At 61.7% G+C, this 22,188-nt stretch carries 18 protein-coding genes; 11 read left to right on the top strand and 7 right to left on the bottom strand.

The features are described 5' to 3' along the window. The first annotated feature begins 76 nt into the window (after positions 1 to 76). The 9 genes from ACJO3T_RS15940 (at position 77) to ACJO3T_RS15900 (ending at position 13,675) form a co-directional block, all read left to right on the top strand. Positions 77 to 1,180 (top strand): efflux RND transporter periplasmic adaptor subunit, encoded by a 1,104-nt coding sequence (locus ACJO3T_RS15940; RefSeq protein WP_406962767.1) that lies wholly within the window; start codon positions 77 to 79, stop codon positions 1,178 to 1,180. After that, entirely contained in the window at positions 1,180 to 4,263 is a 3,084-nt protein-coding gene (locus ACJO3T_RS15935) for an efflux RND transporter permease subunit (protein WP_406962769.1), read from the top strand. Before ACJO3T_RS15940 ends, ACJO3T_RS15935 begins: the two co-directional genes overlap by 1 nt. Before the next feature lie 190 nt (positions 4,264 to 4,453). Further along, on the top strand, positions 4,454 to 6,652 hold the full coding sequence (locus ACJO3T_RS15930) for a dihydrolipoyl dehydrogenase family protein (RefSeq protein WP_406979106.1): 2,199 nt from the start codon (positions 4,454 to 4,456) through the stop codon (positions 6,650 to 6,652). A gap of 49 nt (positions 6,653 to 6,701) precedes the next feature. After that, positions 6,702 to 7,658, top strand: a complete 957-nt coding sequence (locus tag ACJO3T_RS15925; protein WP_406962773.1) for a radical SAM protein — start codon at positions 6,702 to 6,704, stop codon at positions 7,656 to 7,658. A gap of 75 nt (positions 7,659 to 7,733) precedes the next feature. After that, entirely contained in the window at positions 7,734 to 9,143 is a 1,410-nt protein-coding gene (locus tag ACJO3T_RS15920; RefSeq protein ID WP_406979105.1) for a sodium:solute symporter family transporter, read from the top strand. Further along, positions 9,140 to 10,105, top strand: a complete 966-nt coding sequence (locus tag ACJO3T_RS15915; RefSeq protein WP_406979104.1) for a metallophosphoesterase family protein — start codon at positions 9,140 to 9,142, stop codon at positions 10,103 to 10,105. The genes ACJO3T_RS15920 and ACJO3T_RS15915 overlap by 4 nt, the downstream gene beginning before the upstream one ends. Positions 10,106 to 10,238: 133 nt before the next feature. Further along, positions 10,239 to 10,754: a diaminobutyrate acetyltransferase gene (gene ectA / locus ACJO3T_RS15910; protein WP_406962779.1), complete on the top strand. Its 516-nt coding sequence runs from the start codon at positions 10,239 to 10,241 to the stop codon at positions 10,752 to 10,754. A gap of 156 nt (positions 10,755 to 10,910) precedes the next feature. After that, a complete protein-coding gene (ectB, locus tag ACJO3T_RS15905; RefSeq protein ID WP_406979103.1) occupies positions 10,911 to 12,179 on the top strand; it encodes a diaminobutyrate--2-oxoglutarate transaminase in 1,269 nt (422 codons plus the stop codon). Positions 12,180 to 12,232: 53 nt separating this feature from the next. After that, entirely contained in the window at positions 12,233 to 13,675 is a 1,443-nt protein-coding gene (locus tag ACJO3T_RS15900) for an aspartate kinase (protein WP_406962783.1), read from the top strand. A 221-nt stretch (positions 13,676 to 13,896) separates the two neighbouring features. Here the strand turns inward: ACJO3T_RS15900 and ACJO3T_RS15895 are convergent, their stop codons facing one another. The 5 genes from ACJO3T_RS15895 to pdxH all read right to left on the bottom strand — a co-directional run bounded on the left by ACJO3T_RS15895 (position 13,897) and on the right by pdxH (position 16,723). Then, a complete protein-coding gene (locus tag ACJO3T_RS15895) occupies positions 13,897 to 14,343 on the bottom strand; it encodes a DUF3429 domain-containing protein (RefSeq protein ID WP_406979102.1) in 447 nt (148 codons plus the stop codon). After that, on the bottom strand, positions 14,340 to 14,645 hold the full coding sequence (locus ACJO3T_RS15890; RefSeq protein WP_406979101.1) for a DUF6482 family protein: 306 nt from the start codon (positions 14,643 to 14,645) through the stop codon (positions 14,340 to 14,342). The genes ACJO3T_RS15895 and ACJO3T_RS15890 overlap by 4 nt, the downstream gene beginning before the upstream one ends. 80 nt (positions 14,646 to 14,725) lie before the next feature. Then, positions 14,726 to 15,331: a DNA-3-methyladenine glycosylase I gene (locus tag ACJO3T_RS15885; protein WP_406979100.1), complete on the bottom strand. Its 606-nt coding sequence runs from the start codon at positions 15,329 to 15,331 to the stop codon at positions 14,726 to 14,728. A 5-nt stretch (positions 15,332 to 15,336) separates the two neighbouring features. Further along, the gene (locus ACJO3T_RS15880) at positions 15,337 to 16,119 is read right to left on the bottom strand and encodes a 4'-phosphopantetheinyl transferase family protein (protein ID WP_406979098.1); all 783 of its coding nucleotides are present in this window, start codon (positions 16,117 to 16,119) and stop codon (positions 15,337 to 15,339) included. After that, positions 16,088 to 16,723, bottom strand: coding sequence for a pyridoxamine 5'-phosphate oxidase (gene pdxH, locus ACJO3T_RS15875; RefSeq protein ID WP_406979097.1), 636 nt, complete (start codon positions 16,721 to 16,723; stop codon positions 16,088 to 16,090). The genes ACJO3T_RS15880 and pdxH overlap by 32 nt, the downstream gene beginning before the upstream one ends. Positions 16,724 to 16,816: 93 nt before the next feature. On the opposite strand from pdxH, the gene ACJO3T_RS15870 reads away from it, so the two are divergent. Together ACJO3T_RS15870 and yfbR are read left to right on the top strand one after the other, a co-directional pair. Then, positions 16,817 to 19,576, top strand: coding sequence for a DUF748 domain-containing protein (locus ACJO3T_RS15870; protein WP_406979096.1), 2,760 nt, complete (start codon positions 16,817 to 16,819; stop codon positions 19,574 to 19,576). Further along, entirely contained in the window at positions 19,573 to 20,178 is a 606-nt protein-coding gene (yfbR, locus tag ACJO3T_RS15865; protein ID WP_406962794.1) for a 5'-deoxynucleotidase, read from the top strand. The genes ACJO3T_RS15870 and yfbR overlap by 4 nt, the downstream gene beginning before the upstream one ends. Positions 20,179 to 20,212: 34 nt before the next feature. Here yfbR and ACJO3T_RS15860 read toward each other — a convergent pair whose 3' ends face one another. Further along, the gene (locus ACJO3T_RS15860) at positions 20,213 to 21,319 is read right to left on the bottom strand and encodes a GGDEF domain-containing protein (RefSeq protein WP_406962796.1); all 1,107 of its coding nucleotides are present in this window, start codon (positions 21,317 to 21,319) and stop codon (positions 20,213 to 20,215) included. A 330-nt stretch (positions 21,320 to 21,649) separates the two neighbouring features. Next, positions 21,650 to 22,018, bottom strand: coding sequence for a nitrite reductase small subunit NirD (gene nirD / locus ACJO3T_RS15855; RefSeq protein ID WP_406962798.1), 369 nt, complete (start codon positions 22,016 to 22,018; stop codon positions 21,650 to 21,652). Positions 22,019 to 22,188: the final 170 nt, after the last annotated feature.

Raw genomic sequence — 22,188 nt, 5'->3', positions numbered from 1 at the left:
CCTCAATTACGGTATCGGTCTTGTTGCATGTCCGCATGATCCCAGGGCCGGGTTTTCTGATCAGGATGTCTAACCTATGCGCACCTTTGTCCGTTTTCTGATTGTCATTGTCCTTCTGGGTCTTATCCTGGGTGGCATTTTCGGCTACAAGTTCTACCAGTTCGGCCAGATGAAGGAGATGATGTCCCAGCCCCAGCCGCCGACACCGGTGAGCGCCACGAACGTCGCCCTGGAGCAGTGGACACCCGCCATCAAGTCCGTGGGGAGTGTCGAGGCAGTCAACGGTATCCGGGTGGCCAATGAGGTGCCCGGCGTCATTGAGGAAATCGGGTTTGAATCCGGTGATACCGTTGAGCAGGGAGACATCCTGATCCGTCTGGATTCCCAGATCGACGAAGCTGCCCTGCGAACCCGTCGTGCCGAGGCCCAACTGGCGGCCCAGGAGTTCAAGCGCATTGAAAACCTGCTGCCTCGCCGTGCCGTGTCCCAGTCCCAGTACGATGAAGCCAAGGCCAACTATGACGCTGCCCGTGCCCGGGTCAACGAGGCCGAGGCCCAGCTCAACAAAAAGGTGATCCGCGCGCCCTTCGACGGCACCCTGGGCCTGCGGCTTGTGGACCAGGGGGAGTACGTCCCCACCGGCACGCCGATTGTCGAGATCAATATGCTCGATCCCATCTACCTGGACTACACCCTGTCGGAGCGCAACCTGCCCAGCGTTGACCGTGGTTACGAGGTTCGGGCGACCGTCGCCGCCGTGCCGGGGGAAACCTTTACCGGCGAGGTCAGCGCCATCAATACCTCGGTGAATCCTGAAACCCGCACCGTGCGTATCCGGGCCACCCTCGCCAACCCCGATGGCAAGCTTCGCCCGGGCATGTTTGCCACGGTGATGACGCGCCAGCCGGAAGATCGGCCGGTGCTGACCCTGCCCCGCACTGCGGTGTCCTACAACACCTACGGTGACTATGTGTTCCTGATTGGTGAGAACGACGACGGCCAGCTCACGGTCAACCGTCGTTCCGTACAGACTGGTGAGGTCCGGGACGAACGCGTCGCTATTGAGAAGGGGCTTGAGGAAGGTGACCAGGTGGTGGCCAAGGGCCTGTTGCGACTACGGGCGGGCCAGTCGATCGAGATCCAGCAGGATGATGAGCAGCCGGCGGAGGCGTCCGAGTAATGCGCTTTACTGACGTTTTTGTCCACCGGCCGGTGCTGGCCACGGTGGTCAGCCTGTTGATCCTGCTGCTTGGGGCCCGTGCCGCCCTGGAGATGGAAATCCGGGAGTACCCACAGCTTGAAAGCACCACGGTAACCGTGACCACGGCCTACCCGGGTGCCAGCTCCGAGCTGGTGAAGGGCTTTATCACCACGCCATTGCAGCAGGCCATGGCCGAGGCCAGTGGTATCGACTACCTGACCTCCACCAGCTCCCAGGGCCAGTCCACCATCAATGCCAAGATGGAGCTGAACTACGACGCCAACGCCGCCCTGGCGGAAATCCAGGCCAAGGTGGCCAGCCAGCGTAACGTGCTGCCGGCGGATGCCCAGGACCCGGTTATCACCTCCGAGACCGGGGACTCCACGGCACTGATGTATATCGCCTTCTACAGTAACGACCTGGACGTACCCCAGATCACCGATTACCTGACCCGGGTGGTGCAGCCCAAGCTGCAGGCCCTGGCCGGCGTCGGCAAGGCGGACCTGCTGGGGCGCACCTTTGCCCTGCGGGCATGGCTGGACCCGGAGCGCCTGGCGGCGGTGGACATGACGCCCCAGGAAGTGGTCAGCGTGCTGTTGCGCAACAACTACCAGGCGGCCGTGGGTAACACCGAAGGCAAGTACACCAAGATCAGCCTGACCAGCGACACCGACGTATCGGACCTGGACCAGTTCCGGGACCTGGTGGTGAAGGAGGCCAATGGTTCCATTATCCGCCTGCGGGACATCGCCAGTGTGGAGCTGGGCTCCCAGAGCTACGACCACCTGGCCATGTACAAGGGCCAGCCGGCCACCTACGTGGCCATCGAGATGTCCCCCGGCGCCAACCCGCTGACCGTGGCCGGGCTGGTGAAGGCGGCGCTGCCGGACATCGAGGAACAACTCCCCTCCGGCCTGGACGTGCGCCTGGCCTACGATGCCTCCGAGTTTATCGACGACTCCATCAACGAGGTGATCAAGACCCTGCTGGAAGCCCTGGTGATCGTGCTGGTGGTGGTATTCCTGTGCCTGGGGTCGCTGCGTGCCGCGGTGGTGCCGTCGGTGGCGGTGCCCCTGTCGCTGGTGGGCGGGGCCTTTATCATGCTGATGATGGGCTTCTCCCTGAACCTGCTGACGCTGCTGTCGATGGTGTTGGCCATCGGCCTGGTGGTGGATGATGCCATCATCATGGTGGAGAACGTCCACCGCCACATCGAGCAGGGTGAGACCAGATTCCATGCGGCCCTCCATGGCGCCAGGGAAATGGCGATCCCCATCATTGCCATGACCACCACCCTGGTGGCGGTCTACGCGCCCATTGGCTTTATGGGCGGCCTGACCGGCTCGCTGTTTATCGAGTTCGCCTTTACGCTGGCGGGCACCGTGGTGATTTCGGGCATTGTCGCCCTCACCCTGTCGCCGGTGCTGTCCGGGGCCATCCTCAAGCCCCATGGTAATCCCAGCCGCTTCGAGCAGTTCGTGGAGAAGACGTTCAACGGGCTGGCCAATGCTTACAAGCGTGCGCTGGCCTCGCTGATGTCCACCATCTCGGTGGTGATCTTCTTCGCTTTCATGATCTTTGCCTCCATCTTCTTCATGGTCATGCTCAGCCAGAGCGAGCTGGCGCCGGAAGAGGACCAGGGTATCCTGTTTTATCAGGGCAAAGGGCCGCAGACGTCAACCCTGGAATACCTTCAGGAAGAGGGCAGTGAAGTGCAGCAGCGCATGACCACGGTGGACGGTTACCAGGAGGATTTCATGATCCTCGGTATCACTGGCCCCAACGAGGTCTTTGGCGGCTTCAAGATGGCGCCCTGGAGCGAACGGACGGTCACCCAGTTCGATATCCAGCCGAAGCTGAATGCCGAGCTGAACAAGGTCACCGGCCTGCAGACAGCGGTCTTCGCCCCGTCGTCCCTGCCGGGTTCCAGCGGTCTGCCGTTCCAGTTCGTGATCACCACCGGTGGCGACTACGAGCAGCTCAACGAGATCGCCAGCGAGTTGCAGGGCCGCGCCATGCAGAGTGGCAACTTCATGTTCCTGCAGAAGTCCATCGCCTTCGACAAGCCGGTGGTCCAGATCCAGGTGGACCGGGACCGGGTGGCGGACCTGGGCCTGTCCATGCAGGATGTGGGGCAGGCCATGTCCAGCATGCTTGGTGGCGGCTACATCAACCGCTTCAGTATGGAAGGCCGCTCCTACCAGGTGATTCCGCAGGTGCAGCAGGACTTCCGCATCAGCGAGGCGGCCCTGAACGACTACTACATCCGCTCGGATACCGGGGACCTGGTACCCCTGGGCAGCGTGGTCAGTTTCCAGGAAGGGGTGGAGCCGTCCCAGCGGACCCAGTTCAACCAGCTCAACTCTATCACCCTGCAGGGCGTGGTCATGCCGGGTGTGGCCATGGGGGCCGCCATGGACTGGATGGAGCAGAACGCCAGCGAGATCTTCCCCCAGGGCTTCAGTTCCGATTACATGGGGCAGACGCGGCAACTGTCCACCGAGGGCAGTGCCCTGGCCATTACCATGGCCCTGTCGCTGCTGGTGATCTACCTGGTGCTGGCGGCCCAGTTCGAGAGCTGGCGTGACCCGCTGATCATCCTGGTGTCTGTGCCTCTGTCGGTGGCTGGTGCCATGGCGTTTATCGTACTGGGCTTCGCCACCATCAACATCTACACCCAGGTGGGGTTGATCACCCTGATCGGCGTGGTCGCGAAGAACGGCATACTGATCGTGGAATTCGCCAACCAGTTGCAGATCGACCGCAAGCTGGACAAGCGCCAGGCGGTGCTGGAAGCGGCGGCCATCCGACTGAGGCCGATCATCATGACGTCGCTGGCGCTGATCTTCGCCATGGTGCCGCTGCTGGTCGCCATCGGCCCGGGCGCCCAGAGCCGCTTCGCCATCGGCCTGACCATCGTGGCGGGCCTGGGCATCGGCACCTTCTTCACGGTCTTCATCCTGCCGGCGTTCTATATCCTGCTGGCCCGTGACCACAATGCGGGTAAGCCGGACGACGATGAAGGTGAAGAGGCAGAGAGCGACGGCATAGGCATAACGTGATGTCGTCAGAAAAGGGGGCTCAGGCCCCCTTTTTTTGTGATACTCACGACGCCCCCTGACGTACCCCTGACCGGATGCAATTGCGACTTTCCCGTTATTATTTTGTGAGGTCTGCAAGCTAGTCTGTAATGGATGGCGGAATGCGGTGTCTGAGTAACACCTTTATATGTCAAAACGGAACCGATAGACGATGTCCAAACCGAAACTGATCCTGCTGGCGATTATCGTGGTCCTGGTGGCGGCTTTCCTGCTGCTTGGCGGGCCGGAGCTGCTGACGCTGGAGAATCTGCAACGCCACCAGACGTCCCTCGACCAGTGGATATCCGGCCATCTGCTGCTGGCGGTTTCGGTTTATGTGCTGATCTATGTGGTAGCCGCCGCCCTGTCGCTGCCCGGGGCAGCGGTGCTGACACTGGCTGCCGGCGCCTTCTTTGGCAATGCGGTGGGGCTGCTGGCGGTTTCCGTGGCTTCCACCATCGGGGCCTCCCTGGCGTTTCTGGTTGCCCGTTTTGTGCTTCGCGATACGTTGAAGAAGAAGTATGCGAATACTATCAAACGCATCGATGAAGGCATCGATAGAGATGGGGTGTTCTACTTGGCGTCAATGCGTTTGGTGCCCGCCTTCCCTTTCTTTCTGATTAATTTGGCCATGGGCCTCAGCAGTATGAAGCTTCGCACCTACGCACTGGTGAGCTGGGTAGCCATGCTGCCGGGTACCTTTGTGTTCGTGAATGCCGGCACCCAGTTGGCTCAGATCGAAAGCATGGGGGATATTGTGTCCGCCGACCTGTTGCTGTCCTTTGCGCTGCTGGGGCTGTTCCCGCTGATCGCCAAGGTCGTGGTGGACATTATCCGCCGTCGACGCGCCTATCGGGGGTTCACCAAACCTGAGCGCTTCGACTACAACCTGCTGGTGATCGGCGGCGGTTCTGCCGGCCTGGTATCCGCCTATATCGGTGCGGCGGTGAAGGCCAGGGTTGCCCTGATCGAGCGGGACCGGATGGGGGGTGACTGCCTCAACACCGGCTGCGTGCCGTCCAAGGCGCTGATCCGTAGTGCCCGGGCGGCGGACACCCTGCGCCATGCGGACCGCTACGGGCTGGACTCGGTGCCGGTGTCCGGCTCTTTCACCAGTATCATGGCTCGGGTCAAGCGGGTGATCCGCAAGATCGAGCCCCATGATTCGGTGGAGCGCTATCAGAGTCTCGGGGTGGACTGCATTGCCGGCAGCGCCGCCTTCGTGTCCCCCTGGGAAGTGGACGTTACCCACAATGACGGTCGCCGGGAACGACTCAGCGCCCGCAGCATTGTGGTGGCTACTGGCGGCAAGCCCTTTTTGCCGCCGATTCCGGGGCTGGATGCCATGGCGCCGCTCACCTCCGAGAACCTGTGGGATCTGGAGGAGCAGCCGCAACACCTGCTGGTGATGGGTGGCGGGCCCATCGGCTGCGAGCTGTCACAGGCGTTTGCCCGGCTGGGCGTGACCGTTACCCAGGTGGAGGCCATGAACCGGTTGCTGATGAAGGAAGACCCGGAGGTGGCGGAACTGGTGGCGGACAGCCTGCGCCTTGACGGTATCGATCTGCGGCTGGGGCACAAGGTTGTGGAGTTCACCGAGGAAGACGGTGAACGGGTGGCCGTCTGCGAGCGTAACGGCGAACCGGTGCGGATCCCCTTTGACCGGGTGCTGGTGGCGGTGGGACGCGCTGGCAATACCGAGGGACTGAACCTGGAGGCCCTGGGTATCGAGCCCCGTCGCAATGGCACCGTGCCGGTGGAAGAGGATATGTCCGTGGGCTTCCCCAATGTCTTTGCCTGCGGCGATGTGGCCGGCCCCTATCAGTTTACCCATGCGGCAGCCCACCAGGCCTGGTACGCGGCGGTGAATGGACTGTTTGGTCAGTTCAGACGCTTCCGGGTGGATTACCGGGTGTTGCCGTGGGTGACCTTTACCGCGCCGGAAGTGGCCCGCGTGGGCCTGAGCGAGGAGGAAGCGCAGCAGCAGGGTGTCCATTACGAAGTGACCCGCTACGGGCTGGATGACCTGGACCGGGCCATCGCCGAGGACGAAGACCACGGCTTTATCAAAGTGCTGACGGCACCGGGCAAGGATCGCATCCTGGGTGCCGTGGTGGTTGGCACCCACGCCGCTGAGATCCTGGCGGAGTTCACCCTGGCCATGAAGCATGGCATCGGGCTCAACAAGATCCTGGGGACCATCCACCCCTATCCCACCTGGAACGAATCCGCCAAATTTGCCGCCGGCCAGTGGAAACAGGCCCATGCCCCGGAAGGCGTGCTGGGCTGGCTGGCGAAGTTCCACCGGTGGCGGCTGGGGGCTGGTCGATCCGCTGACCGCGTCCGTAAACAGGATGAATCTGTAACATAAGCCGGATTCCCGTGTCCGAGGAGTCATAACAGGCAAGAGTGGAGCACCTATGCCCCTGACCGCAGAGAGAATCATACCTACGACTGAAGTGCTGGAGCCCCGTGCCCGGGACAGTTGGACCCATACCCGGGCGGGGGAGCCCCGTGGCTACATCGACTCCGACCGCCTGAAGGAGTTGTGGATTCACACCGGTACCGCCTGCAACCTGTCCTGCCCTTTCTGTCTGGAAGGCTCCCACCCCGGCGATGGCCGCATCCCGGGGATGACGTTGAGCGATGTAAAGCCATTTATCCACGAGGCCCTGGATATGGGCGTGGAGCAGTTCTCCTTCACTGGCGGCGAACCCTTCGTGATCCGGGATTTCGTCAATATCCTGGACTACGCCAGCCAGCACCGCCCCTGTTTCGTACTGACCAATGCCACCGACCCCCTGCTGAAGCGCCGGCACCAGGTGCTGCCGCTACTGGATAATCCCTACCCGATCCATTTCCGGGTCAGTCTGGACTACCCGGATGCGGCCCGCCATGACGTGGATCGGGGGGATGGCAGTTTCGACAAGGCCCTAGAGGGAATCCGCTGGCTGGTGGACCAGGGCTTCAAGGTGTCTATTGCCCGCCAGACAGATAACCAGGAAGAGCCCGGGCAGATAGAGGACGCCTTCCGGTCGATTTTCCGCGACTGGGGCATTCCCGACACCCTGGCCTTTACCGCCTTCCCGGACCTGGGCACCCCGGGCTCAGATGACGGCAGCCCCGAGATCACTGAAACCTGCATGGAAAAGTACCCGACCCGTGAGAGCCGGTCCCACTTCATGTGTACCTATACCCGCATGCTGGTGAAGAAAAACGACCAGGTCCGGGTCTATGCCTGCACGCTGGTGGATGATGACCCGGAATACGACCTGGGCGGCACCCTGGCGGAAAGCATGGATGAGCGCATCATGCTGCGGCATCATCGGTGCTTTGCCTGCTATCGCTTTGGTGCGAGTTGTAGTGCGCCGGAATAGCAGCAACAAGGCGCCGCCCCCACAACAACCAGGCCAGTGACACCCGCCAACAACAGAGGAAGAGGAAAAAAAGGAATGACCGGCACCGAAGCCACCCTGTTTTGGGGATTTCTCATCGTATACGGAGTGGTGATGTACGCCCTTTCACCCCGGAGCCGCAATGCGGCGTCCTTCTACCGGGGCGCCGATGACCAGGGCCGGCCAGTCGGTCAGTGGTCACTCACCGTCTCCATCTTCATAAGCTGGATCTTCGCCAAGTCCGTGACCAATGCTGCCAACCTGGGGGCGGCCTACGGGGTCACCGGTGGCCTGGCCTACGCCGCCTACTGGCTGTCGATTCCCGTGGCCGGGTACATCATCTACCTGATCCGTACCCAGACCGGGGCTGGCAGCCTGCAGGAATTCCTGACCTCCCGTTTCGGGCGCCTGGCGGCGCTGAGCTTTGCCGCCGCCATCCTGATACGGCTCTACAACGAGGTCTGGAGCAACACCGCCGTGGTGGGTGGTTACTTCGGCAGCCCCGGAGACTGGCCCTACTACACCGCTGCCGTGGTGTTCACCGCCTTCACCCTCGCCTACAGCCTCAAGGGCGGCCTGCGCAGCTCCATTTTCACCGACATGATCCAGGCGGTGGTGTTCGTGTTCTTCGTGGCGGCGGTATTGTTCCTGATCATCCCCGCCAACGACACGGGTGCCCTGCTGACCAACGGCGAGTTCCGCCTGGATGCTGGCATGGACCTGCTGCTGGTGGCCGGGCTGCAGTTGTTCAGCTATCCGTTCCACGATCCGGTCCTCACCGATCGGGGCTTTGTGAACCGGGAGAAGACCATGCTCAAAAGCTTCGTGGTGGCGGGACTGCTGGGTTTCGTGGCGGTCTTTATCTTCAGCCTGGTGGGGGTGCATGCCCGCCTCAATGGCATCGACGCGGGCGGCAATGCCCCGGCGGCCGTGGGCCAGGCCCTGGGGCTGACCGCCCTGTTCCTGATGAGCATGGTGATGATGACCTCCGCTGGCTCCACCCTGGATTCCACCTTCTCATCCTTCTCCAAGACCATCGCCGTGGACCTGCCCCGGCTGGCGCGGCGGGCCGCCGACAGGCTGCCCAGCATGAAGGTGGGGGCGGTGGTGATGATCATCTTCGCCATCCTGGGTAACCTGCCCATGTTCGCGGGGACCGATATCCTCAAGGCCACCACCATCTCCGGTACCATGGTGATGGGCCTGGCCCCGGTGTTCCTGTTCTATGGCTTCACCCGCTGGTCGCCCTGGAGCTTCCACCTGAGTTTCTGGAGCGGCCTGACCCTCGGCGTGCTGCTGACCGTGGGCTGGATTCCGGACTCCTGGGCCATTGGCGAGGGCGCCTATGCCCTGCTGCTGGGCACCAACGCCTGGGGCATCCTGATCTGCACCGGCGGCTTCTTCCTGCCCCTGGTGATCCGCCGGCTGGCCGGGCGCTCTGTTCCCGCCGCCGAGGCCGGGTCATGAGTGAGGGGCGCGCCTGTCCGCTGCATTACCGGTACCGGCCCGAAGACCTGACCCGCGAGCCCGTGGCCTGCGACGCTGACGTGCTCTATGTGGTCGGTGGCCTTTATGGCAATCCCCTGGCGCTGGATGAAATCGAGGCCATGGCCCAACGGGAGCGGGCGTCGGGGCATCGGGTGCATCTGCTGTTCAATGGCGACTTCAACTGGTTCAACGCCAGCGACGAGCTGTTTGCCACCATCAACCGCCGGGTGCTGGACCATGATGCCATCACCGGCAATGTGGAGTACGAACTGGCCCGGCTGGGGGATGGCGCGGGTTGCGGCTGCGCCTATCCGGATTTCGTGGACGATGCTGTGGTGGAGCGGTCCAACCGTATCATGGTGCGCCTGCAGGGCATTGCCGCCAACCACCCGGAACTCCAGCAACGGCTGGCCCGGTTACCCCGTTACCGGTGCCTGATGTTTGGAGGACTAAAGGTTGTGGTCCTCCATGGTGATCCCGAATCCCTCGCAGGGTGGGGGCTGTCCCACGAGGAACTGGGCGCTCGGGGCAACGGGCAACTGGCAAGCTGGTTTCGCCAGACCGGGGCCGATGTCCTGGTCAGCACCCACACCTGCCTGCCGGTGATGCGGGCCCTGGAGGTGGATGGCCGACAGCGGTTATTCCTCAACAACGGCTCGGCGGGAATGGGCAACCTGGCTGGTAGCAGCGCCGGCCTGTTGGTCAGGATTGCCCGGTCCGCACCGTCGGAGGCGGCGTACGGGCTGCCTTCCAGTCTTCCCGTCAGTGCCGCCCTGGAACCGGTGCGGTTTCCGCTGTCTCCCTGGCTGTCGCTGTTCGATGCCCTGTGGCCTGAGAATACTGACGCTGCATTGTCATATCGCCATCGTATTCTGGGCGGTACTTCCCTGACCCAGGAGCAATTGCGGGCGGGCACTGGAATATCTGAGGAAATCATCTAATCTTTACGGTAGTGGGACATGAAAAGGATAGTGTGGCCGTGCGCCCCGGGTTTGTGGCCGCAGGGCATCCGGTTGATTTTTCTTTTGTGGTCTATATAATTCACCACTAACGTTTGCAGCGAAAAGGCTGAGCATGACAACCGAAGGTTCAAATACCACCGCCATCACCCTCCGCAAACCGGTGAAGGATGATGGCTACCGGCTTCACCGGCTGGTGGCGGAATGCCCCCCGCTGGACCCCAACTCGATTTACTGCAACCTCCTGCAGTGCAGCCACTTTGCCGACACCGGCGTGGCGGCGGAGATAAACGGCGAACTGGTCGGCTTCATCTCCGGTTATATTCCTCCCCAGCAGCCCGATACCGTTTTTGTCTGGCAGGTGGCCGTGCATGAGAAAGGTCGCGGCAAGGGGCTCGCCAAGAAAATGCTCAAGGAAATCGTGGGCCGCGACGAGTGTCGCCGGGTAACCCATATGGAAACCACGATTACCGAGGACAACGAAGCCTCCTGGGCGCTGTTCCGTTCCTTCGCCCGGGATATGGGTGCTGAAGTGAAGTATCACGAGCATTTCGAGAAGGAAATGCACTTCGGCGGCCAGCACGACTCCGAGTTCCTGCTTCGTATCGGGCCCTTTACCCAGAAGGGCTGAGTCGACCGCAACCACACCGTTTCAACGGGCCGGCAGAGGGTTAGAGGAACCTCTGCCAATGATGCCCCTGACACTGTGCGAACTGCCGGTCGCGACCGATCCCCGTCCGGCAGCCGCATTTCCACCTCGAACCTATACATGCTAAGAGGCAAGACAATGGAAATCTTCAAGTCTACTGAATCCGAAGTACGCGTTTATTCACGGGCTTTTCCGGTGATCTTCAACCGGGCCAAGAACGCGCACCTGTACACCGAAGACGGCAAGGAATACTTGGACTTCCTCGCCGGCGCCGGTTCCCTGAACTACGGCCACAACAACGACGTGCTCAAGAAGGCACTGCTCGAATATGTTGAATCCGACGGTGTGAGCCAGGGCCTGGATCTGTTTACCACCGCCAAGCACGACTTCATCGAGTCCTACAAGAAGCACATCCTTGAGCCTCGTGGCCTGAACTACAAAATGCAGTTCACCGGTCCCACCGGCACCAACTGCGTGGAAGCGGCCATGAAGCTGGCCCGCAAGGTGAAAGGCCGCACCGGCATCATCTCCTTCACCAACGGTTTCCACGGGGTGACCACCGGCGCCGTTGCTGCCACCGGTAACAAGCACCATCGCGGTGGCGTGGGTATGCCGCTTGGTAATGTGGATTTCATGTTCTACGACGGCTACCTGGGCGAAAATGTCGATACTCTGGCCATTATGGACAAGGTACTCTCCGACGGTTCCTCCGGTATCGAGACCCCGGCGGCGGTCATTGTGGAAGCGGTACAGGGCGAAGGTGGCCTGAATGTGGCCCGCGCCGAGTGGCTCCAGGGTCTTGAGAAGCTCTGCGAAAAGCACGACATGCTGCTGATCCTGGACGATATCCAGGCCGGTAACGGCCGTACCGGTGAGTTCTTCAGCTTTGAGTTTGCCGGCATCAAGCCGGATATGGTCACCGTGTCCAAGTCCCTGAGCGGCTACGGCCTGCCCATGGCGCTGGTGCTGTTCAAGCCGGAACTGGACATCTGGGCTTCCGGTGAGCACAACGGTACCTTCCGGGGTAACAACATGGCGTTTGTGACCGCCCGTGCCGCGGTGGAAACCTACTGGAAGGACGACGCTTTCGCCAACGAGGTGAAAGCCAAGACCCAGGTGCTGGGCGACGCCCTGCAGGCCATCTGCGACAAGTATCCGGGTGAGTTCCACGTCAAGGGCCGTGGCCTGATGCGGGGTATCGAGGCGAAGAACGCCGAGCTGACCGACGCGATCACCGGCCGCGCTTTCGAGAAGGGGCTGATCATCGAGACCAGCGGTCCCAACGATGAGGTCATCAAGTGCCTGATGCCCCTCACCACCAGTGAGGATGACCTGAAAAAAGGTGCTAAGATTCTGGCTGAGAGTGTGGACGAAATCATGCAGGAAGGGATCAGCGAGGCGTCGTAAGATACCTCCAACCTCCCTGGCCATTCATTCTGCAGGTTAATGACGGAAACACCATGACTAGCCAATTGCATACCGTTGAGAAGATCGGCGGTACCTCCATGAGCAACTACGAGGCGGTCCGCGATAACATCATCATCGGTGGCCGCAAGAAGGATGAGCTGTACCAGCGCATCTTCGTGGTGTCTGCCTACGGTGGCGTCACCAACGAGCTCCTGGAACACAAGAAGACCGGCGAGCCGGGCGTTTACGCCCTGTTTGCCGATGCCGAGTCCGACTGGGCCTGGGGCGACGATCTCACCAAGCTGGTGAAGTTCCTCACCGATATCAACGGCGAGCTGTTCGCCGATCCCATGCTCAAGCAGCAGGCGGACCAGTTCATCACCGATCGTATTGAAGGGGTCCGCGGCTGCCTGATCGATCTGCAGCGGCTGTGTTCCTACGGCCAGTTCCAGCTTGAGGAACACCTGCTGACTGTGCGCGAAATGCTGGCAGGTATCGGTGAGGCTCACAGCGCTTTCAACACCGCGCTGAAGCTTCAGCAGGAAGGCATCAACGCCCGCTTCGTGGATCTCACCGGCTGGCGCGACAACGAACTGCTGCCCCTGGATGAGAAGCTCAAGCAGGCTTTCGATGCGGTCGACCTGACCCGCGAACTGCCCATCGTGACCGGTTATGCCCAGTGCAAGGAAGGTCTGATGCGCACCTTCGACCGGGGCTACAGCGAGATGACCTTCAGCCGTGTTGCGGTGATCACCGAAGCCCGCGAAGCGGTTATCCACAAGGAATATCACCTGAGTTCCGCCGACCCCAACATCGTCGGTGCCGATAAGGTGGTCCCCCTGGGGCGCACCAACTACGACGTGGCGGACCAGTTGGCCAACCTGGGCATGGAGGCCATCCATCCCCGGGCCGGCAAGGGCATGCGCCAGAACGAAATTCCCCTGCGGGTAATGAACACTTTCGAGCCGGAGCATACCGGCACCCTGATCACCGGCGACTACGTCAGTGAGAAGGCCCGGGTGGAAATCATCGCCGGCGCCAAGGGCATCTTCGCCATCGAGGTGTTCGATCAGGACATGCAGGGGGAGCCGGGCTGTGATCGGCGGATCCTGGATATCCTGACCCGCTTCAAGGTGCGCTTCGTGTCCAAGGACACCAACGCCAACACCATCACCCACTACGTGGACAGCACCCTGAAACACGTCAAGCGTGTGGTGAAGGCCTTGGAGGAAGAGTTCCCCAATGCCGAACTCAGCACCCGCAAGGTGGCCCTGGTGTCCGCCATTGGCAGTGACATGAAGGTGCCGGGCATTCTGGCCCGCTCGGTGAAGGCGCTGGCCGATGAGGAAATCAGTGTGCTGGCCCTGCACCAGTGCATGCGCCAGGTGGATATCCAGTTCGTGGTGGACGAGGATCACTACGAGAAGGCCATCGTGGCCCTCCACGGTGTGCTGATCGAGCCCCATAATCACGAATACGCCATCGTGGCGGCCTGAGTGCCCCTCCTCGGGCGGACGGGTTATTGGCGGGTGGAACCGGTCGCTTCACCCGCTGGTAAGGGAGGATGTCTTGCCTCCTGACCAGGACACCCGGTACCAATGTGCCGGGTGTCCTCTGGTCCCTCTACCCTTCCCGCCATACCCTGACAGCACAGTCCTTTGACCCGCGCCCCCGTTGTGCCGCTTCGATAGAGTGCCCGAACGTCGTGATCCTGCTCTCAGAGAAGACGGGCCCCTGCCAGCACCATCAGTTGACAGATAACCACCACCGCCGTCAGCAACAGCCTTAGCTGGCGATACCATTGTGGCCAGTAGTTGTAGAGCCAGCGTACATCGATCAGGCACAGGGCGATGTAGAGCAGTGGGTAGATGATCGCCCGCCAGCCCAGGGGGAGCAGCAGCGTCAGGCTCCCGGTGAGGAACAGCACCTGGCTGATCATCAGCGTGACCATGGGCGACAGGGGGTAGCAGCGGTTTTCCAGTTGCATTGCCACCGGCCAGTAGACCCCCGACATGAAGGCCAGGATGCCGGCACTGTAGATGTAGAACCACTTCATCAGCCAGTCGCTGTAGGCCGGTACGAGGAACAGTCCGAAGGCGCCGATAAGGAACGGGATCAGGCCTGCCAGCCCCACCAGGATGGCCAGGCGCTTGACGGCAATCACCGGTCCTGCCTCTGCAACCGGATGCGCAGGGGAGCCACCGGGGACGGTGCCATACCCACCATTTCGTTGTAGGCCGAGGCGTGTACCACCTCGGTGCGGGCAATGGGGATCTCCCTCAGGGTATCCTGGACTTCCCAGCTACTGCGGAACAGCCGGGTGCGGCCTTTCGGGTCGGACAGTATCAGGGTCTGGTCTCCGATCCGCAGGCGAGCCATATAGCGCTGGCCCTCCAGGGACAGGATTTCCATTAGCGTGACCGGGCCGATATCGGCCCGGTAGAGTTCGGCGAGGGTAATACGCACAGGCAGATCCCCGGTGGTGAAGGAACGGTTCCATATGCGGGTTTGTACGGGAACGGGTCAGGTGGGGATCATCCGGCGGCTCAGAAAAGGGGTGCTTTCGTCCCCAGCTCGCGGCAGGGCCCGTGGGCCGGGCACTGCACCAGGTGATCGTTGACCATGCCGGTGGCCTGCATGAAGGCGTAGACAATGGTCGGCCCGACAAAATTGAACCCCTGTTTCTTCAGTGCCTTTGACATGGACTCGGCCTCGCCGGTGGTCACCGGAACCTCCTCGAATGCCCGCCACTGGTTCTGGATGGGACGGTAGTCCACGAAGGACCACAGAAATTCGGCGAAGGATTCGTCCCGTTCCCGGAATGCGAGGAAACCGCGGGCGTTACGGATGATGGACTCCACCTTGAGCCGGTTGCGGATAATGCCGGGATTGGCCAGCAGTTCCGCCACCTTTGCGTCATCGTAGCGAACGATCTTCTCGGGATCGAAGTGATCGTAGGCCTCCCGGTAGCCCTGCTGCTTGCGCAGGATGGTGATCCAGCTCAGGCCCGCCTGCTGGCCATCCAGGCACAGCTTCTCGAACAGGGCCAGGTCGTCGGTCTCCGGTCGGCCCCAGACGGTGTCGTGATAATCCACATAGAGCGGGTCGGTACCGCACCAGGGGCAGCGTTCATCGTCGTTTGTCTGATTCATGACCGTCACTGTCCGTTCTCCTTTGCCGCTGCTGTCTGCTGCAGCGGGCAGATCACCCAGGGCTGTTCCCCCACTCGCTCCAGTTCCGCCGGCTGCATGTGGGCTTCGTCGTTGTTGTGGACCAGGTGGAGCTGGGGCGCCGCCTCGGCGGATTCGTCTTGCCAGACTACCGCAATCATGAAGCCTTCCGCCTCGGTCAGGGCAGCGTGCCAGTTCTCTCCGGGCCGGTCTCCGGTCAGTTCCAGGTCCGCGGTGACCTCCAGGGTGCGAAGGTTGTTGGCAATGCCCCGCCCGGTGGCCTTCAGCCAGGCCTCCTTCAGGGTCCAGGCCTTGAGGAACGACTCCTGGCTGGACTGGGCCAGCAGCCAGTCCTGTTCCTTTTCCGTGAACCAGCGGCGTACGATCCGGCGCCAGTTGGAATCCCGGAACACGGGTTCGATGTCCACGCCGATACCCCGGTGGGAGGATATCCCGCAGGCGGACATGCCGTGACTGTGGCTGAGGGACAGGAACCAGCCCTCCGGGTCGGCAGAGGCCACCGGTCGGCCATGCACCGGCCGGCACAGATGGGGTGCCTTGCCACTGACGCCGTAGAGGGACTGGCGAATCAGCCATCGGCTGTGGACGTATTCCATGAGCCGCCCGGTGGCCATGCTGGAGGCCACCTCACGCTCATACTCGCCCAGCCAGTCGGGGAAGTCGTACGGCTCCAGGGGCTGGCGGCCCAGCCACACGGAAACGCTGGCGCGCACCGGCTCAGGGTTGGAGTCGTTGGATGTTCCAGCCATCGGGGCTCCTGAGGTATTCGAAACGGTCGTGCAGGCGGCTTGGTCGCCCCTGCCAGAATTCAATGCGGTGGGGAACGACCCGGTAGCCGCCCCAGAACGAGGGTAGCGGCACTTCCCCTTCTCCGAACCTGCGTTTGATTTCGGCCACCTTCTGTTCCAGCAACCCACGGGAACGAATCACCCGGCTCTGTTCGGAGACCCAGGCCCCGAGCTGACTGCCCCGGGGGCGGCTGGCGAAGTAACGCAGGGACTCCGCCTTGCTGACGCGACTGACCTCGCCCTGGACAATCACCTGCCGGTTGAGGCCGATCCACGGGAACAATAACGCAGCCTTCGGGTTTTCTTCCAGTTCCCTGGCCTTGCGGCTGCCGTAGTTGGTATAGAATACGAAGCCTTCGTGATCGAAGTATTTCAGCAGCACCGTGCGCAGGTCCGGCTGCAGGTCCGACCCGGTGGTGGCCAGGGACATGGCATTGGGTTCCAGGATGCCGGCTTTGCGGGCATCGTCGAACCAGTGCTCGAACTGGCGGACAGGATCGCTGTCCAGGTGCTCGCGATCAAGGCCTTCACTCTCGAAATCGCGGCGCATATCACCTATGTCCATCGGGCTTTCCTGCTATAAAGGTTGGGTTCGGATCGTCGGTTCTATATTCTTTCAGGATCAGGTGCACTTGAGAACCGCAAAGGAGTCGATGCATTGACCGAAACTGCCCAACGCAAGCCCGCCTACCGCCGGTGGTGGTTCTGGTTGCTGGTTCTGGGGCTGGTCTATCTGGTGACAGGCTTCGGCCTGATCCCCCTGTACCTTTCCTCGGCCCTTCCCGAGCGGTTGCAGCAGCACCTGGGCTGGACCGCCGGTTTCGACGAGGTGGGCTTCAATCCGTTTACCTTTTCCTTCTCGGTTCAGGAACTCTCCGCCACCGACCCGGAGGGTGAACGGGTACTGGCGGTTGAGGAACTCCAGCTCAACCTGGGGCTGATCGACCTGATACGGGGGACGATCCACGTGGAGCACCTGGAACTGGATAACCCGTTCCTGCGTGTGGACCTGTTGGAGGGCAACCGGCTCAACCTTATCGAGGACTGGCGTAATCAGCAACAGGCGACTGACGACGGTGACGGCGACGAGGACGCGGAACAGCCTGTGCCCTACCACGTGGTGCTGGATGAAGCCCTGATCAATGGGGGGCGCCTGCGGTTCCGGGACTTTACCGATGGCGCCAACGGCAGATCCCGGGAAATCGTCATCGAGTCCCTGGGGCTCACCCTGTCGGACGTGACCAGCCGCGAGCGTGAGGAGCAGGAGCCCGGAGAATACACCGTGCAGGCGGTCATGGGTGAGCAGGTGCTGGACTGGAGTGGCACTCTCAACCTGGTGCCGTTGTGGTCCAACGGTCGCCTGTCTCTCTCCAATGTGTCAGCGGAGACCCTGCAGCAGTGGCTTGGGCACCATCTGCCCTGGTCGTTGCAGGATGGGCGACTTTCCCTGTCCACCGCCTTCCAGTTCGCCTATGACGACCAGGGGGCGGCCCTTGCCACCCGCAATGGCCAGGTGACGGCCCGCCGACTGGCACTGGCGGACCCGGACACGCCGGAGGAGACCCTGGCGAGTGCCGGCCACCTGACCCTGGACAGCGTGGCCTTTAATCTGGAGGGCCCCGAGCTGGTGGTGTCCATGATCCAGGGGGAAGAGCTGCACCTGAACGCCGTCATGGACCAGGAAGGGCAGTTGAACCTCACCAGGCCATTACAGGTCATGTCCGGGGACGAGGACGATGGCGGACGTGCTGGCAGTGGCTTTCGCTGGTCGGTGGGCAACCTCGCCATCAGCAACAGCACCGTGGACTGGCGGGACAATCGTCCGGACTCGCCGGTGGAGCTGACCCTGCAGGAGCTGGAGCTCAACCTCGGCGCCATGACCGAACAACTGGAGGAACCCATCAGTTACCAACTCCGGACGGCGCTCGCCGGGGGTGGTAGTGCCTCAGCCAATGGCCAGTTCACCCTGCACCCGCTGACCTTCGAGGGCGGCGTCAACCTGGACCAGGTGGTGCTGGCTCCCTTCAACGGCTATATGCAACAGGGCAGTCAGCTGCAGATTAACGACGGCACCCTGAACCTGGCCGGCAATATCGATATCGATGTGCAGGATGACCCCCTGACAGGTACCTTCAGTGGCCGTGGCAGCATCAGCCATTTCAACGGCCAGTTCCCGGATGAGGACGAACCGGTGGTGGTGTGGCGGGAACTGCGCCTGGATCCCATCGAATACAACTTTGCACCGGCACGCCTGGAAATTGGCAGCGTCACGGTATCCGAACCGGAACTGAGCGTGATCAACTATCGCGACAGACCTCACAATGTCACCCGTCTGCTGCAGCCGGTGGTCCCTGACAATGGTGTTGCCGCGGATGGGGAAGCTGCGGCTGACGGGACCGACGCCCCCGATGCGGGGCTGATATTCCGGCTGGGGCAACTGGAACTGGCCAATGCCGAGATCCGGTACACCGACTACGTTTCGCAGCCGGCGTTCAGTGGCAGGGTCCATGACCTGGAAGCGTCGGTCTCCAATCTCAGCAACATCACCCCCCAGGAAGGGCAATTCAACCTCAGGGCCACCGTCAGCGACTCCGGCGAGTTGCAGGCGGACGGCACTATAGCCACCCTGGGTACCGACAACCCCTCACGCCTGTCCGTGACCATGGACGGCCTGTCCATGCCGGTGCTGAACCCCTACTTTGCCTTCTATCTGGGTTATCGGGTCGACGGTGGCAAGCTGTCCTCGGACGGTAACTACACACTCCGGGGAACCCGGCTTGAATCCGATACCACCCTGACCCTCGATCGGCTGGAGTTGGGAGAGGCCGTGCAGAGTGACAGCTCGGTAACGGCCCCGGTCAAGCTGGGCCTGACCTTGCTGCGTGATGACGATAACCGGGTCACCCTGGATCTGCCGGTCAACGGCGACCTGGCGGACCCGGAGTTCGATCTGGGGCCGGTGATGATGAGAACCTTCCGCAGTGTGCTGGTTAAGACGGCCATGTCACCGTTCAGCCTGTTGGGCTCCGTGGTCGACCTGGCGGGCTTTTCCCCGGATGAACTGGGTGAGGTGGCGTTCCTGCCGGGGGAGACCACACTGGTGATGGGTGAATACACCAAAATGGAAACGGTTGCCGAGGCGCTCAAGGCCCGTGAGGGGCTGGTTCTGGCTATTCGTGGCCGGGCCCTGGAATCCGTTGACCTGCCCGCCCTGGAAGCCGGACTGGCCGAAGATGAAACCCTGCAGGAGGGGGCCCTGGAAGGTCTGGCCGAGCAGCGGGGGCAGACACTCAGGCGATTGCTGACAGACGAATACGACGTGCCCGCCGAGCAGATTTTCCTGCGGGCCCACAGGGTGGAGCCGGGCGAGGATGAGGCTGACCAGGTGGCCATCGAGTTCCAGCTGGAGGCAAGATGAGCGGGCGGCGCGCCAGCCATTTTTTCGCCTACATTGGTCGCCTGCGGTGGATTCGCCGCTGGGGGTTGATGCGCAACGCCATCGAGGAAAACGTGGCCACCCATTCCTGGGAAGTGGCTACCATCGCCCATGCCCTGGCCGTCATCCGCAACCGGGTGTGTGGCGGCAGCGTCAACCCGGAGACAGTAGCCACAGCGGCCCTTTATCATGATGCCACGGAAGTGATCACCGGTGACATGCCAACACCGGTGAAGTATCACTCTGCGGTCATGCGGGAGGCATTCCGGGACATTGAACACAAGGCGTCGGACGAACTGCTGGCCCTGCTGCCGGAGCATCTGCGGGGGGACTTCGCGCCCTATATCCAGGAATCCCGGTGGGACAGTGATGTCACGGAACTGGTCAAGGCTGCCGACCGCCTGTCCGCGCTGCTCAAGTGCGAGGCGGAGATACAGGCGGGCAACCGCGAATTTGAACCCGCCGCCCAGCAGATACGGCAACGACTCGAAGAGGAGAACCTGCCGGAGGTGGATTACTTTCTGGAGGTGTTCGCGCCGGGCTATAGCCAGCCACTGGATCACTTGCTGGGTGGTGAGCAATAGCGTCCGTGCCATGAATGTCCTGGAATGGTCACGCTCAGGCCGCCAGCACCTGGTTGCGACCGCTGTTCTTGGCCTGGTAGAGGGCTTCGTCGGCCCGCTTGAAGGTGATCTCCAGGGATTCCCCGGGCTGATGCAGGGCCACGCCCTGGGAGACGGTCACCCGGTAGCCTTCCGGCAGGGCATCGAACCTCAGGGCCTCCACCGCGCGACGGATACGCTCCGCGGCGGGCACGGTAATATCGGGTGAGGTTTCCGGGAAGATGATCAGGAACTCCTCGCCGCCAATCCGACCGATGTAGTCCCCCTTGCGGATGGTGGCCTCGATGGTGCGGCTGACCTTGCGCAGTATTTCATCCCCCGCCTGATGCCCGTAGGTGTCATTGATACGCTTGAAGTGGTCGATATCCAGCACGCTGATACCCAGGGCCTTGGGGCCGGCGGTCTGCCGGTCGCTGCGGGCGACTTCCCGTTCGAACTGTTCCATCACGGTACGGCGGTTGGGCAGGCTGGTGAGGGGGTCACGGGTGGCCAGTTCCACCAGTTCCAGGTTGGCATGCTTGAGCTCCCGGTTGCGGGTCCCGAGCTGTTGGCGAAGGTGGGAGATGAAACTGCCCAGGTAAGCGATGATGGAGAGTACCGAACCATAGGCAAACAGGGTGACGGCTTCCAGTGGCCAATAGACGTAATCCGGCCTCAGCCAGGTGAGCAGGAGAACCAGCGACAGGTAGCCGAGCCAGAACAACCACGCGATGGTCAGCATCTGGCGACGGTTCAGGGCAAGGGTGCCGAACATCAGTCCGCCCACCGCCAGTAGCAGGAAAACCAGGCGCCCCTGGGGCAGGGCCACGAAAAACATGACATAGAGCGAGGGCACCACGGGCCAGAGGATCTGGAACATGGTCATACTCGGGTCGCGGAAGCGGAGGTTGATGCCGAACTGCAATACCAGCACCAACAGTGTGCCGATCAGTATGCTGCTGGCAAAGAACACCATCACTGGAGCCAGCGGCAGGAAGCCCCCCAGATAAAGGCCGGTGACGGCCAGGGCGGTGCAGGCGTGATTGGCAAACCCCCAGATCATGCGTTTCAGGCGGAGGGACTGGGCACGCTGAATCCTTTGTTCGATGCTTTCTGCCGACATGTTTCGAACGATTTTTATACAGTTGTTTTAAAGTGCGCCAAGATTATCACGAAATCGGACCATTGAGACGCCAGCGCATTACAAATATCGCCTGCAACCCTACAGGTCCATTAATTCGGGGATAGATGAGGTCCTTATGGGTTGGCCGCTACAGAACACCGCTTTAACTGTAGCAGAATCATGCTGGTATTGACGGTTTTGTTTCCGGCTTGAGGGGCGTTGACGATCAGGTAAGTAAAAGGCCGGGGCGGGTGTGATTTCCACCCCGGCATAAGGGGAACAGCGGGGTTGTGTCCAGGGAGGTCAGGAACCGTTCCGGCAATAATGCTTTCAGGCCGCTTCGTAGTCGGCCCTGGCCTTGCTGACTTCCAGCCGTACCGCGTTGCCATCCAGCAGTACCTGATAGGTTTTTACTTTGACGTCCTCGTCTTCCAGGCATTGGCCGGTGACCAGGTTGAAGTGTTGCTTGTACAGGGGCGATGCCACCACGGGCTGACCTTTCAGGTCGCCGGTGATTCCCCGGGCCAGTACATTGGCGCCGCTGAACGGGTCGGTGTGGCTGATGGCGAATAGCGCTGGCAGGCGGTGCGGAATATAGAAAATGGCGACCGGCCCATCCTGGGTCCAGACGGCGATGCCGGATTCAGGCACCAGGTCATCCACGGTACAGACGATGTTCCATTGACTGGTGGTTTTCATGGTATCTCTCCTTCGATCAATCGTAATAGGTCATGCGGTCTATCCAGGAGTTGTGGTGGCGCTGGGAGCTATTTCTGCAGGGAATCGTTGTCTGAGCGCAGCGAGTTTTCGATTTCCGGAAGAAATAGCTCCCAGGGTCGCCACAACGGTGTCACGACGAACCTGAATGT

The organism is Marinobacter shunpengi, from assembly GCF_045449715.1.
Taxonomy (GTDB): domain Bacteria; phylum Pseudomonadota; class Gammaproteobacteria; order Pseudomonadales; family Oleiphilaceae; genus Marinobacter.
The sequence above is the reverse complement of the archived record's forward strand: the minus strand, read 5'-3'. Positions and strand labels throughout refer to the sequence as shown.